We start from the raw sequence: 13178 nt of genomic DNA, 5'->3' as shown, positions 1-13178 counted from the left end.
CCTTCCTCGCAACGGGCCTCGCGGGCCGGTCCTCAGTCCTTGAAGCTCTTGAGCGCGTTCTGCGCGGCCACCTTCGAGTCGCACTTCCCCACGCCAAGGAAGCCGCCCGAGCCGTCGTCCGGCCCCCCATCCTCCGCCAGGTCCTCCAGCTCGCCCAGCGCGCTCTGCAGCTTGAGGGAGCGCACCGCGTCCGCCGCCGCCGCGCGCACGCTGCACATGGGATGCGACAGCATCTGGATGACGCGTTTCTCGGCGTCACCATTGCCAACCCTCACGGCGCGCGCGTAGTCGTCCAGCGAGCGTCGGGGGTTCTCCATCGCTTCGTCCAGCTGGCCCTGGAGGTAGAGGCGACGGCCCTGGTCCTTCTCCTCGCCGATGATCTTCCGCGCTTCCTTCGCCAACGCCTCACGCTCGCTCTTGGGCGCGCGCTCCACCTCGGAGATGGCCCGCGTCGCCGGGCTGCCGCTGAAGGCCACCACGCCCACCCCCAACACCACCGCCAGCGTTCCGGCGATCAGCAGCGCGCGACGGTGCGCGCCCAGCACCCGCAGCACCGCTCCCGCTCCGCCCGGAGGCATCCCGTCCCGCATCCGCGCGAAGAGCGACCTGCCGGCATGTGACGCCTGACGCCCCAGCACCACCGCGCCCGCCGCGGCCCGCTGTCCCAGCTCCGCCGCCCGCTGTCCCAGCAGCGCCACATCCACCGCGCCGCCCTCCAGCGACGACTCCGGCACACGCGACAGGCCCAGGTTTCCGTAAGGCGGCATCGACTCCGTGCCCGGCGCCTCGGCGATGGCGCCCGCGGAGGGCGCCTCCACGCGGTACGGCGCGCGCGGAACCTGGAAGACTCGAATCTTCCCAGGGATGCCCTTGAGCTCGAAGGCGCCCACCTCCCGCGAGGGAATCTCCGCCTTGTTCATCGCCAGGTAGACGGCCTCGGTGAAGTACACCTCGCCCGCCTCGGCCAGCCCCTCCACGCGCGCGGCGATGTTCACCGGCTCCCCGAAGACGTCGTTGCCGTCCAGCCGCACCTCGCCCACGTTGATGGCGAAGCGGACATGGAGCTGCTCCGACTCGGGCACCCCCCGGTTGTGGTGCCACAGCCGGTCTTGGATGGCGACGCCACTGAGCACCGCCTGGGTGGGCGACTCGAACGTCAGCAGGAGCGCATCACCGATGGACTTGATGATGCGGCCGTCAAACGCCTTGATGAGCGGCGACAGCAGGGCACCGTGGACCCGCAGCAGGCGCTGGTTCTGCTCCAGCGACTGCCGACTGGTCCGCTCGGTGAAGCCCTTGATGTCGGTGAAGACAATGGCGAGGTTGGCGGTCTTCAAAGCGCGCGCAGTCTATGCGCCACGATCCGGGGCGCAATCGCCGCGACGCACCGCGACGTCATTCGTCAGCGACGCGACGGCTTGAGCGCTCGCATGCGCTTCTTCTCTTGCGGCTCCATGGACTTGCGCACCTTCGCCGCGAGCTGGGGCCGCTCCGTCCGCTCGTAGAAGTCGGCCAGCTTGCGGAGCACCAGCGGGCTGTCCGGCTGGACGCTCCGCGCCGCCAGCAGCTCCGTCTCGGCATCCAGAAGCCGCTCCTGCTTCTCCAGCACGTCCGCCAGTTGGAGGCGCACCTGCACCCACTCCGGCTTCGAACGGGCCAGGTAGCGGTAGTGGAGCTCCGCCTTGAGCAGGTCCCCCAGGGAGACCCACAGGCCCCCGAGCCGGAAGCGAGCCTCCTCGTACGACGCCCGGTGCTGCACGGCCGTCTCATAGGCCCGGGTGGCCTGGAGGGAGTTGCCCCGCTCCTCCCAGAGCAGCCCCCGCAGGTACCAACCCCGGGGGTTGGTGGGAGCGATGCGCGTGGCGACTTCCAGGTGGGCCTCGGCCTGCTCCAGCGAGCCGCCCACCTTCAGCAACAGTCGCGCGGCCTCCAGGCGGGGCAGCTCCCACTCGGGTTTGGAGAGGACCAGGGCCTCCACGGCCTGGAGTGCGCCGGTGTCATCCCCGCCCGACTCCAGCGCGAGCGCGTCCGTCAAGGACATGGGTGGTGAAGCCGGGGCCACGGGTCGGGACTGCGCCACCGTCAGGGTGGATGGCTCCGCGGCGTCAGAGGCGCCCGCCAGGCAAGCCACCAGGAAGACCCAGTGCATGCGCGGCAGATAGCAGAGCCGAGCGGGGCTCCTCAATAGATCCTCTTGACGGCCGGACGGCTGCGCATGAAACCCATGACCGTGCAGATATCCCAAAAGACGCTGGAAGACCTCGGATTCGCGGAAGTACTTCGCGCGCTGACGCAGCGGTGTCGGACGGAGCCAGGCAGGGAGCGAGTGCTCGCCCGGCCGTTCCTCGACTCGGCCGAGCAGGTCTCGGAGGCGCTGGCCCTGGTGGACGAGGCGCGCACCCTGTCCCGGGAACAGTTCTCCCTGCCGCTTGGCGGCGTGGTGGACCTGCGAACCCCCGTGGGCCATGCGGCCAAGGGCGGCATCCTGGAGCCCCGTCAGCTCATCGACTCGGCGCAGCTCCTGTTCGCCTTCGTCCGCACCCGTGAGGCAGTGGAAGAACGCAAGGAGCGGGTGCCCCGGCTGATGGAGCTGGCGCGCCGGCTGCCCATGCTGGAGTCACTGGCCCGGCGCATCGACCAGTGCTTCGAGCCGGACGGTGAGATTTCCGACCGAGCCAGCCCGGAGCTGCGCGAGGCCAGGGACAGGGCCCGGGGCCTCCACCGGCGCATCAAGATGCGGCTGGACGAGATGCTCCACGACGAGGGCTTCCTCTCCAAGCTGCGCGAGAACTACTACACCCTGCGCAACGGCCGGTACGTGGTGCCGGTGGTGTCGAACTACCGCTCGGAGGTGGACGGCATCGTCCACAACGCGAGCCAGACGGGCCAGACGCTCTTCATGGAGCCGCAGGCGATGGTGGGCCTGGGCAACGACCTGGCCATTGCCCAGTCGGTGGTGCTGGAAGAGGAGCGGCGGGTGCTCCAGGAGCTGAGCCAGCAGCTCGGCCGGGAGTCGGACCGCATCCTGGAAGGTCTGGACGCGGTCGCGGAGCTGGACGAGGCGGAGGCGGTGGCCATCCTCTCCGCGGACCTGGACGCGAGCACGCCGGAGTTCGTCGGAGTATCGGACCTCCAGTTGCAGTTGCTGCGCCATCCGCGCCTGGTGCTCAAGGGCACGGAGGTCATCGCCAACGACGTGACGCTCAATGGTGGCGCGAAGGCGCTCGTCGTGTCCGGCCCCAACGCGGGCGGCAAGACGGTGACGTTGACCGGCGTGGGGCTGTGCGCGCTGATGCTACGCGCGGGCCTGCCCATTCCGGTGGCGGAAGGCTCGCGGATGCCCCTGTATCGCTCCGTGCACTCCACGGTGGGCGACTCACAGGACCTGACGCAGGGCCTGTCCACGTTCAGCGCGCACGTGGTGATGCTGCGCGACATCATCGCGGAGGTGGGCGAGGGCTCGCTGGTGATGATCGACGAAATCGCCGCGGATACGGACCCGCGCGAGGGCGCGGCCATCGCCATCGCGGTGCTCGAGGAGATGCTGGCCAAGGGCGCAGTGGCGCTCGTCACCACGCACCTGGAGGAGCTCAAGGCGCTGGCGCACATGGACCCGCGCTTCTTGAATGCACGGGTGGGCTTCGACTCGAAGCGGATGGCGCCAACGTATCGGCTCCAGATGGGCGCGGCGGGCCAGTCCTCCGCCATCGACATGGCGGTCCGGGTGGGCCTGCCCCAGCGGGTATGCGAGCGCGCGCGTTCTCTGACGCTGAACGCGGGCGGTCCCCTCTCCCAGGCACTGGCGGCGGCCGAGGACGAGCGGCGCAAGCTGTCCGAGGAGCTGGAGCGGGCGCGCGTCGCGGCGAAGGAAGCCGAGGCGCTGCGCACCGAGTTGGAGAAGCAGAAGCAGACCTTCGAGCGGGAGCGCCGCGCGAAGATGATGCAGTTCAACGAGGACGTGCATGCGGCCAGCGAGCACGCGGCCTCGGAAGTGAGAGAGCTGCTGGCGAAGCTGCGCTCCGAGCAGAACGAGAAGGCGCTGTCGGAAGCGCGGATGCAGCTCCAGCAGCGGGCGGAGGATGCCCAGAAGCGCGCACTGGCGGCGAAAGCGGAGCTGTTCCAGGTGGAGGCTCCGGGGCCGGTGAATCTCAAGGTGGGCGCCTGGGTGCACCACTCCGGACTGGGCCGGGATGTGGAGATCCTGGAGCTGGCGGAGGGCCACGCGGTGGTGTCCGCCGGTGGGGCGATGAAGATGCGGGTGCCCACGTCGGAGCTGTCGGGCTCTCGCACGCGCAAGCCGCAGCAGGCGAAGTTCCCGGAGCGGCAGAAGCAGGAGGCCTCGCTGAAGCGGGCGGCCTCGGCGGCGGCGGCGCAAGTGGAGGCAACGAACTTCCGGTGCGACGTGCGCGGTATGCGCGCGGATGACGCGCTCGCGGAAGTGGAGTCCTTCCTGGACCGGGGCATGCGCAGCGGCGAGGAAGCCGCGCTCATCGTCCACGGCCACGGCACGGGGGCGCTGAAGCAGGCGCTGCGCGACTACCTGTCGAACTCGCCCTACATCCGGATGTACCGGCCAGGTGAGGCCCACGAGGGTGGTGACGGCGTCACCGTGGTGGCCCTGCGCGCCTGAGCGAAGGATGCAGGTCACCCGGAGGGCCCGGACGGACTGGGGAGACCCAGGCGCTCCGGGCCCTTCCCTTTTCCACCAAGGCACAGGTCGTCAGCCCCACCCCGGGCCGAGCGTCCCGGGCCCACCGCTTCGCACGGAGGGAGCCACATGCACTGGGTCGTCCAGAACAACCTGTTCAACGAGCGCGGCTTCCACGACCTGGTGCAGGCTCTGGAGCGCGGAGGCATTCCCCACACCCTGGTGAAGGTGATTCCCTTCGATGGGGGCGTGGAGCCCACCGTTGACGTGACGGGGCCCGTCGTCGTCATGGGCTCGCTCAGCCTGGCGCGCTACGCGAAGGCCCGGGGATGGTCGCCGGGCGCGTTCCTCAACGAGCGGTTCGACTTTCGCGTGTGGCGCGAGCACCTGGGCGAGCACCTGTTGAATGCCGACGCGCACGTGTGCCGATTCGGCGAGGTGCCCGTGCGGGCGAAGCCGTTCTTCATCCGACCGTGCCTGGACGACAAGTCGTTCTCCGGCATGGTGACCTCATGGGAGGACTTCGAGCACTGGCGCGAGAGCGCCCTGGCGGAGCCCGAGAACACCCAGGTCACCTCGGACACGTGGGTGGTCGTCAGCGCGCTCCGGCACATCCAGAGCGAGTACCGCATGGTCGTCGTGGACGGCCGCGTCGTCACGGGCACGCGCTACAAACTGGGGGACCGGGTCTTCTCCTCGCCGGAAGTCGAGCCGGACGTATGGACCTTCGCTCAGCGCATGGCGGACCGTTGGGGACCGGACCGGGCCTATGCGCTGGACGTCTTCGTCCACGAGCAGAAGCCCTACGTCGGGGAGATCAACACCCTCAACTCGGCGGGCTTCTACGGGTACGACGTCGGGAAGATGGTGGCAGCACTCGAAGCGATGAGCTTCTGACCTGGCTCGCTAGCGATTGCGCCCCAGGTGCTCGTGGCTGGCAACCCACTCCTCCGAGCCCAGCGTGGATGACAGGGCACACGCGAGCGACAGCTCTCCCGCGAGGACGACTCCCGCGACAATCTCCGCCAGCCGGCGCACCTTGCCGCGTCCGTAGCAGTCCATCATCTCCAGGCACTCCCGCTGCGTCGGCAGGCCCGTGCCTCCACCGTGCGTGGCCAGCACGAGCGCGGGCAAGGTGATGGACGCATAGAGGTCCCCGTCCGAAGTCTCCTCCATGTACAGGCGCCCGGCGGCGGACTCCGCCAGGGCCCCCACGTCCTGGCCCGTCGCGATGAACAGCGCCGCGAGTGCATTGGCGGACTGAGAGCCGTTGTTGTGTGAGCCCGCCAGATTCGACCCTTCCGTGGTGATGCGCTGCACCTGCACCAACTGGCGCACGTGTGTGCGCATCCGTGACAGGAGCAACTCCTTGCCGATGACCACCTCCGCCACCACGCGCTTGCCTCGGGTCCGCAGGATGTTGAGCTGGGACGACTTCTTGTCCGTGGAGATGTTGCCATCCAGGAAGCTGGCGCGGATGGCCGGATAGTGCTCCCGAATCCACAGGAGCGCGGCGAACACGGCCTTGCCCACCATGTTCTGTCCCGCCGCATCTCCCGTCGTGAAGTTGAAGCGCAGGAAGACCATCCGGCTCACCTGATAGGCCTCGATGTCCTGGAGCGTCGCCACACGGCTCGTCGACTCCGCCTGCTCGGCGATGGCCGCCTGATTCGTCCTCACCCATGTCGTGAATTCTCGCCCGGCCTTCGCGCTCTCGAAGACGAAGACCGGCGAGCGTTGCATGGCGTCGTCCAGCACCGTGCAGACAGCCCCTCCGGCCTCGTTGAGGACCTTGATGCCGCGGTTGTAGCTCGCCACCATCGCCCCCTCTGTCGTGGCCAGGGGGATGAGGTACGCGCCATGCGCATTCTCCCCCAGGATGGTGAGAGGCCCGGCGATGCCCAGCGGAACCTGGGCCACACCCGTGAAGTGCTCGCACGAGTTCCTCGCATGGCCGGCGTCGAACGAGTGGCTCGCCACATGCTCCAGCCGAGCCCCCGTCCACGCCTCCGCGTAGTCCCGCCGGGAGCGGACGATGTCCTCCGTGTAGTCATCCTCCGGACGGCGCGGGATGCGACTGTCGGGCTCCGGGTGTCCCTCCTCGATGGCCTCCGTCACATGCAGACTCACGGGGCCGTGAAGTCCACACTCCAGCTCCACCTCCACCCGGTGCTCCCCCTCCCCGAGCGGCGGAATCTCGGCGCGCAGGCACAGCGTCCTGCGCTGCTCGAAGGCAACCGGGCATTCCCGCGACAGCCGCTCGCCACGCCACACGGGGCCCTCGTCCGACATCAACACGACCTGCTCGAGCGGAACTTCCTTCCCATCCACCCGAACCACGCCGAGCCCGATGAGCCGCAGGTCCGTCAGGTGATTGCGCAGCTCGAGTTCCACCGCGCCGCGCCGATTCCTCAAGCACCGCGTCGCTCCGGGTTCGCTCCCGATACTCCTCGTCGAACTCACCACATCGCTGGCCATGACGCCCCCCCGGGCCAACCAAGGCACGCTTGTTTCAAATGTCGCGCGGAGCCGGCACGACACTGCCGACTTCCCGGCAAAGCATGTTCAACGAGGCGCCCCGCCATCCAACGCGTGACAGCACCTTGCCCCGCGAGGCAGACAGGACGGGCCCGCGGGACGAGGAACATTCAACCCCGCGGGCACCGCCCGAAGCCTCAGTGCAGCCCCGTCCGGCTGACGGAGGCCGACGAAATCTGGTCATTCCACGGCCCACCCGGCACCGCGTTGACCTCGCGAATACTCGAGGACGTGGTGAAACACCGGCCCGTCTGGTTCGGGTGCTCGCACAGCGTCGCCTGATAGGGCCCCAGCACCGTGACGGAGCTCAGCGAATCATCGAAGCCGACGTCCCCCAGGAAGCCGACGTTCGACGTCAGACGGACGACGTTGCCCTCCTGCTGGATGTGCTCGTGCAGATACACCCCGTCGTAGGCCGAGTAGCCCTGGACCGCATACGTGTAGTCGCCCGACGACGTCTTGTAGCCGCGCCCGAAATCCGAATACGCCCAGTTGCCGAGCCCTCCCGGAGCGCGCTTCACCACCACGGACCAGAGCTGGAACGGGAAGCGCGCGCTCAGCCGTGAATGGAGCTGGGAGGACCTGTCTCCCGAGCCTCCAGACAGGCTCCCGAGCTGCCCGTTCACATAGCTGGCCAGATACCCCGGCCCCACCACGCTGGTCACCGTCCGCGTTGGAAAGGCGAGGTGCGTGAAGTCATCCATCGAATCGGATTGATAGAAGGCGCCCTCGTGGTGCATCCACGCCCCCCACTCCTTCTTGAGCGCCATCACATGCCAGTTGCGCCCGGGCGCCGCATTCTGGAGAAACGCCTGCATCCCATACCAGCGCGCCTCCGCGTCGCCACCGAGCGTGTACGCCGTATTTCTGAAGATGGCGCTGAAGTCCGTCGGCAACCCACTGGAGGACGGCAGCAGCCGGAAGTTGAGGGCCAGGATGGCGTCAATCAATCCCGCCCCCGGGAAATCCATCATCATGATGCCCGCGCGCTGCGCCCACCCGCCCACCAGGTGGTCGATGGCGTAGTCATTCACGCCCCGGTAATTGATACCCAGGATGTTGATTCCTCCCGCCACATGTAAGGGATAAGCCATGGCGGAAGAACCACTCAGGAAGTTGATGAACAGGGTGGACGGTGAGCCGCCCTGGGTCCTGTCCAGGTGCGCCCGGACCTTGTTCCACTTGTCGTCGATGTCCGCGAGCTGGGACACCGTCCAGTCATCCTGGAGATTCACCGCGCCCCAGGGGATGCCGTAAGTCCCTCCGGCGAAATCGTCCACAATCACAATCTTCCCGCGGACCTCTCCCAGCGTGGGCACATGAGAGCCCCGCCAGAGATAGGGGCTGTAGGCGGGCTGGTCGCGATACCACTCGAAGGTCTGCGCGAAACCGCGCGTATTGCTCTCCTCCGTGTGTTCCCGCTTCACGCGCATCACCACCGTCTCGGTGGGGTGCGCATTGAGGAACTGGATGGTCGTCTGGAGGACATCGTCGAAGTTGACGTGCAGGTAGACGACGCCGTGGTGGATGGTGAAACGGTCACCGATGTGCCGACAACGGATGTCCAGCGCGCGGATCCCCGCGTCGAGCTGCTGGCGCAATCCCAACGACTGGGTCTGTGTCAGATCTCCACCATAAGATTGATAGGCCATGGTGTCGTGAGTCCCAGGCATGGACAGGGCGCCCAGGCCCGTCGAGCTGGGGACCCAGCTCATCCACGCGGGGTGACTCGTCTCGATACCGCCGGAGTGGTTGTAGTACCGCCCCCTCGCGAGGGCTGGAGTCGTACCGACGATGAGCCCCAGAGCCAGCAGGAGCGCCAGGGGACGAAGCCCCGCGACAGGGAAAGACAGCGTGGACATGATTGTCTCTCGTTGACGTGTGAAGGGGTGGCGGCGACATACCCTTGCCCACGAATGGGCACACCTGAGCGGGCCTGCGTGTAAAACCACCCCGAAACAGGAAAAACCATCTTATATATCAAAATCACTTGAAACACGAATAAGCCACGTGCAATGAAAGAGCCCCTTCTACAGAAAGGTCGTGCTCTTGAGAGGCAATGTCTGGAGGACGTTCTGCGCGGCGTGGGTTGGCGCCGGTCTCATGGCTTGCGGTGCGGTGCAGCCAGAAGGAGAAGCACCCAACGGGGAGGCCAAGGACGCGGATGTCCAGGCCGCGTTGGCGCGACTGCCTGGAGCAGAGGTGGTCGGACAGCAGGAAGGTGTCCCGTTCCTCATTCGCGGTGAGCTGGGTCGGCTGACCGAGGCTGGCGGAGTGTCCGCGCAGCGCGCTCGATCCGACTCCGGCGAGGAGGCTCGCGAGGCCCTGGCGGAGATCGCCTCCGCCTTCCGCCTGCGCAACGACGACCTGGTGTTCCGCCGGGCCACGGTGGACGCGCAGGGCCGCAAGCACCTGCGCTTCCGGCAGCTCGAGCAGGGCCTGCCCGTGGTGGGCAGCGAGTTGGTCCTCCACGCGGACCCGGAGGGCCTCATCTACGCGGCCAACGGCTCGGCGCGCGGTGGCTCGGCGCCTTCCGCGCGGGCGACGGTGGCCTCGGAGGCCGCTCGCACGTCCGCGCTCGCCGGAACGTCCGTCGACGGCGCGAAGGCCGAGGGCGCTCCGACGCTGGTGTACCTGCGTCCCGAGGGCACCGAGGAGCTCCGGCTGGCGTGGCAGGTGCGCCTGGTAGGCACCCGCGACGGCTTCAAGGCCGATGACCTGGTCTACGTCGACGCGCAGCGCGGCGGCGTTGTGGCCACGCATCCGCAGATCCACGAGGCGCTCAACCGCCGGGTGCACAGCGCCAACAATGGCAGCACCACGCCGGGCACCCTCCGTCGCAGCGAGGGCCAGGCGGCCACGGGCGATGCCCACGTGGACATGAACTACGACCAGCTCGGCGTCACGTACAACTGCTACCAGACGCTGTTCGGCCGCGACTCGTATGACAACGCGGGCGCCGCGCTCATCAGCACCGTCCACTACGGCAGCAACTACGTGAACGCGTACTGGGACGGCACCCAGATGGTGTACGGCGACGGCGACGGCGTGAACTCCATCGAGCTGGGCAAGGACCTGGACGTCACCGTCCACGAGCTGACCCACGCGGTGACGGACACCGAGTCGGACCTCATCTACTCGGGTGAGTCCGGCGGCCTCAACGAGTCCATGTCCGACATCTTCTCCGGCGTGTGCGAGAGCTGGACGCGCAGCTGGGCCACGGACGCGGACGTGTTCATGGTGGGCGAGGACATCTGGACCCCGGGCACCGCCAACGACGCCCTGCGCTACATGGACGACCCGGCCAAGGATGGCGACTCGCTGGACTTCTACGGCGACTACTCGTCCGGCGTGGACGTGCACTACAGCTCCGGCATCAGCAACCTCGTCTTCGCCCTGCTCTCCAAGGGTGGCACGCACCCGCGTGGCAAGACGACCAACACCGTCGCCGCGATTGGCCCGGAAGCGGCCGGCCGCATCTTCTACAAGGCCAACACGGACCTCTTCACCCCGAGCACCACGTTCGAGCAGGCCAAGGCGTACACCGTCCAGGCCGCGCAGGAGCTGGGCTACAACGCCGCGACGGTGCAGGCCGTGACGGATGCGTGGGTGGCCGTCGGTGTGCCGCCTCCGCCCCCGGTGACGACGCCGCTGAGCAACGGCGTGCCGGTGACGGGCCTGTCCGGCAGCTCCGGCAACAAGAAGTACTACACGCTGGAGGTCCCCGCGGGCCGCGCCTCGCTGGTCGTCACCACCAGCGGTGGCACGGGTGACGCGGACCTGTACGTGCGCTTCGGCGCCGCGCCGAACTCCGGCACCTACGACTGCCGCCCGTACACCAGCGGCAACGCGGAGACGTGCACCATCAACAACCCGCAGGCCGGCACCTGGTACGTCATGGTCAACGCCTTCTCGGCCTACTCCGGGCTGACGCTGACGGGCACGTATTCGGGCGGTGGCGGGCCCGGCACGCCCACCACGGAGACGGAGTCGGGCTCGGTGACGCGCAACACGAACGTGCGCTACGGCCCCTACACCGTGGTGCCGGGCACGACGTTCAGCGTGGTGATGACAGGCACGCGCAACCCCAACCTGTACGTCCGCTTCGGCTCGCAGCCCACCACCAACGCCTATGACTGCCGCCCCAACCTGTCGGGAGCCGCCGAGACGTGCACGCTCACCGTGCCCGCCGGGCAGACAGCGGCCCACGTCATGGTGCGCGGCGCCAGCAACCAGGCGGCGACGTACAACCTGACCATCAACTACACGACGCCGTAGCACCGGCTTCGCGCGGCACCTCACGCGGCGGGCGGCTTCCCTCGGGAGGCCGCCCGTCGTGCGCTTTCCGCCCGCTCGAAGGCAGGCGGGAGAGCGAGCGCGGGGACCGCCGGGCGGTCACTTGTCACGAAGTCGCGCCCGTTCCCATCGTGACCGCATGCTCAAGCTCGACCACTTCGGATTCGTGACCAAGGACCTGGAGAAGTGCGTGCGCTTCTACGAGGCGTGCCTCGCTCCGCTGGGGCTCAAACTCATGGAACGCGGCGACGGCTTCGCGCTGTTCGGCACCGACCCGAAGTCCCCCTTCCTATGGGTGGGCACGCTTCGACCGGAGACCTGGACGGACCAGCACGGCCCGGGGCGCAGTCCCCTCCACATGGCGTTCTCCACCACGGACCGCGCGGAGGTGGACGCGTTCCATCAGCGCGGACTGGCCGCGGGCGGCCGGGACAATGGCGCGCCCGGTCCGCGCGTCGGCGCCTACAAGTACTACGCGGCCTTCCTGCTGGACCCGGACGGCAACAACATCGAGGCGTGCGTCCGGGAGATGTGACGCTCGTGGCTCAGGGCGCCTGTCCGGACAGCACCCGCTCCAGCGCCGCCGCCTGCTCGCGCTCGTCCGCGTTGGAGCTCCGGCCCGCGCGCTGGGCATGAAGCCTTGACCGGTCCGGCTCCGTCTTCGCCAGCGCCAGCGCCAGGTCCAGGTTCGCCCGGGGGTGGTCGGGGTGGGCCTCCAGCACCGGCCCCAGCACCTGCGCCGCGCGCGCGTCCTCCCCTTTCTCCAACAGCGCAATCGCCAGGTCACACGCCGGGCCCGGCTCCGATGGGGCCTTCGCGTGGACCAGCTCCAGCAACTCCACGGCCCTCGCGCGCTCCCCCGCCAGGTCCAGCGCCCGTGACAACGCGTGCATCACCCCCGCGTCCCCCGGGGCTTCATGCAGCGCGGCCTCCAGCAGCCGCTTCGCCTCGTTCCCATCCCCCGCCTCCAGCCGCGCCAGTCCGTCGCGATACAGGTCCGTGCCCACAAGCTCTCCTTCTCACAATGCGGTGCGTTAATCCCATTCACGCAACTTCCACCCTACAGAGTGCGACAAACCAAGAGAAGCTTTCCCCCGGGTCCTCCATGCTCGTGCGCAATCCCCCCGTCTCCTCCCGCCGTCCGGTCTCCAACAGCGCTGAGTCGCCGACCGCCGAGCGCTCCAACACGGCGGTGCCGGTCCGGCCGAACACCCAGGACACCTTCGCCCGCGGCACGAACGCCACGGAGAAGACGGCCAAGGTGGGCGCGGCGCCCGCCGGGGACCACGGCAAGCTGATGAACGAGTACCTGACGGGTGCCCGCCCGCCCCCGGCCGACTTCGAGAAGGTGATGGGCTACAAGCCCTACGCCATCCAGACGAAGCACGGCCAGCGCATGCAGGACCCGCACGGCTCCGCGTCCGCGCCCGGCAAGATTGGCCCGGACAAGGAGTTCGACCCGGCCGCGAAGACGCACGACTACGGCTATGACCTGCTGCGCTACTACGACCGCAAGGGCACGCCCCTGGACGATGGCGCGCGCAAGGCGGCCGACGCGCTCTTCCGCAAGGACCTGTTCAACTACGCCAATGACCAGAAGGGCTTCGGCGACAAGCTGAAGTACCGGACGTGGGCGCAGATCTACGCCACCGCGGTGGAGGTCAACTCCCGCGTGCAGGGCTACGGCCCTCCGTGA

Annotated in this window: 10 protein-coding genes; 5 read left to right on the top strand and 5 right to left on the bottom strand. The window is 68.4% G+C overall.

The annotated features are described in order from the left end of the window. Positions 1 to 32 precede the first annotated feature (32 nt). A complete protein-coding gene (locus HUA75_RS10450) occupies positions 33 to 1337 on the bottom strand; it encodes an adenylate/guanylate cyclase domain-containing protein (protein WP_174486279.1) in 1305 nt (434 codons plus the stop codon). Between the two features lie 65 nt (positions 1338 to 1402). After that, positions 1403 to 2149, bottom strand: a complete 747-nt coding sequence (locus HUA75_RS10445; protein ID WP_174486278.1) for a lipopolysaccharide assembly protein LapB — start codon at positions 2147 to 2149, stop codon at positions 1403 to 1405. A gap of 75 nt (positions 2150 to 2224) precedes the next feature. On the opposite strand from HUA75_RS10445, the gene HUA75_RS10440 reads away from it, so the two are divergent. Together HUA75_RS10440 and HUA75_RS10435 are read left to right on the top strand one after the other, a co-directional pair. Then, complete coding sequence (locus tag HUA75_RS10440; RefSeq protein WP_174486500.1) at positions 2225 to 4630, top strand: endonuclease MutS2; 2406 nt, start codon at positions 2225 to 2227, stop codon at positions 4628 to 4630. A gap of 147 nt (positions 4631 to 4777) precedes the next feature. Further along, positions 4778 to 5545 (top strand): ATP-grasp domain-containing protein, encoded by a 768-nt coding sequence (locus HUA75_RS10435; RefSeq protein WP_174486277.1) that lies wholly within the window; start codon positions 4778 to 4780, stop codon positions 5543 to 5545. A gap of 9 nt (positions 5546 to 5554) precedes the next feature. Here the strand turns inward: HUA75_RS10435 and HUA75_RS10430 are convergent, their stop codons facing one another. Together HUA75_RS10430 and HUA75_RS10425 are read right to left on the bottom strand one after the other, a co-directional pair. Continuing rightward, complete coding sequence (locus tag HUA75_RS10430) at positions 5555 to 7063, bottom strand: hydroxymethylglutaryl-CoA reductase (RefSeq protein ID WP_254627485.1); 1509 nt, start codon at positions 7061 to 7063, stop codon at positions 5555 to 5557. Positions 7064 to 7323: 260 nt separating this feature from the next. Continuing rightward, entirely contained in the window at positions 7324 to 9048 is a 1725-nt protein-coding gene (locus HUA75_RS10425; RefSeq protein WP_141645662.1) for a phosphatidylinositol-specific phospholipase C, read from the bottom strand. Between the two features lie 241 nt (positions 9049 to 9289). Here HUA75_RS10425 and HUA75_RS10420 point away from each other — a divergent pair, with 241 nt between their 5' ends. Then, positions 9290 to 11464 carry a M4 family metallopeptidase gene (locus tag HUA75_RS10420; protein ID WP_174486275.1) on the top strand — a complete coding sequence of 725 codons (2175 nt, stop codon included), beginning with the start codon at positions 9290 to 9292 and terminating at the stop codon, positions 11462 to 11464. A gap of 157 nt (positions 11465 to 11621) precedes the next feature. After that, positions 11622 to 12017 (top strand): VOC family protein, encoded by a 396-nt coding sequence (locus HUA75_RS10415; RefSeq protein ID WP_174456700.1) that lies wholly within the window; start codon positions 11622 to 11624, stop codon positions 12015 to 12017. Between the two features lie 10 nt (positions 12018 to 12027). Here the strand turns inward: HUA75_RS10415 and HUA75_RS10410 are convergent, their stop codons facing one another. Then, positions 12028 to 12489, bottom strand: coding sequence for a M48 family metallopeptidase (locus HUA75_RS10410; protein WP_141645659.1), 462 nt, complete (start codon positions 12487 to 12489; stop codon positions 12028 to 12030). 98 nt (positions 12490 to 12587) lie between these two features. Between HUA75_RS10410 and HUA75_RS10405 the strand changes: the two genes are divergently transcribed. Next, a complete protein-coding gene (locus HUA75_RS10405; RefSeq protein WP_174486274.1) occupies positions 12588 to 13178 on the top strand; it encodes a hypothetical protein in 591 nt (196 codons plus the stop codon).

The organism is Myxococcus sp. CA040A, assembly GCF_013336725.1.
Taxonomy (GTDB): domain Bacteria; phylum Myxococcota; class Myxococcia; order Myxococcales; family Myxococcaceae; genus Myxococcus; species Myxococcus llanfairpwllgwyngyllgogerychwyrndrobwllllantysiliogogogochensis.
Note: the sequence above shows the minus strand (reverse complement) of the source record. Positions and strands in the feature narration are given on the sequence as shown.

Bases quoted from the DNA above. Each gene is read 5' to 3' on its own strand.
- HUA75_RS10445 (WP_174486278.1), bottom strand. From the start codon at position 2,149: ATGCACTGGGTCTTCCTGGTGGCTTGCCTGGCGGGCGCCTCTGACGCC.
- HUA75_RS10440 (WP_174486500.1), top strand. From the start codon at position 2,225: ATGACCGTGCAGATATCCCAAAAGACGCTGGAAGACCTCGGATTCGCG.
- HUA75_RS10435 (WP_174486277.1), top strand. From the start codon at position 4,778: ATGCACTGGGTCGTCCAGAACAACCTGTTCAACGAGCGCGGCTTCCAC.
- HUA75_RS10425 (WP_141645662.1), bottom strand. From the start codon at position 9,048: ATGTCCACGCTGTCTTTCCCTGTCGCGGGGCTTCGTCCCCTGGCGCTC.
- HUA75_RS10420 (WP_174486275.1), top strand. From the start codon at position 9,290: ATGGCTTGCGGTGCGGTGCAGCCAGAAGGAGAAGCACCCAACGGGGAG.
- HUA75_RS10415 (WP_174456700.1), top strand. From the start codon at position 11,622: ATGCTCAAGCTCGACCACTTCGGATTCGTGACCAAGGACCTGGAGAAG.
- HUA75_RS10405 (WP_174486274.1), top strand. From the start codon at position 12,588: ATGCTCGTGCGCAATCCCCCCGTCTCCTCCCGCCGTCCGGTCTCCAAC.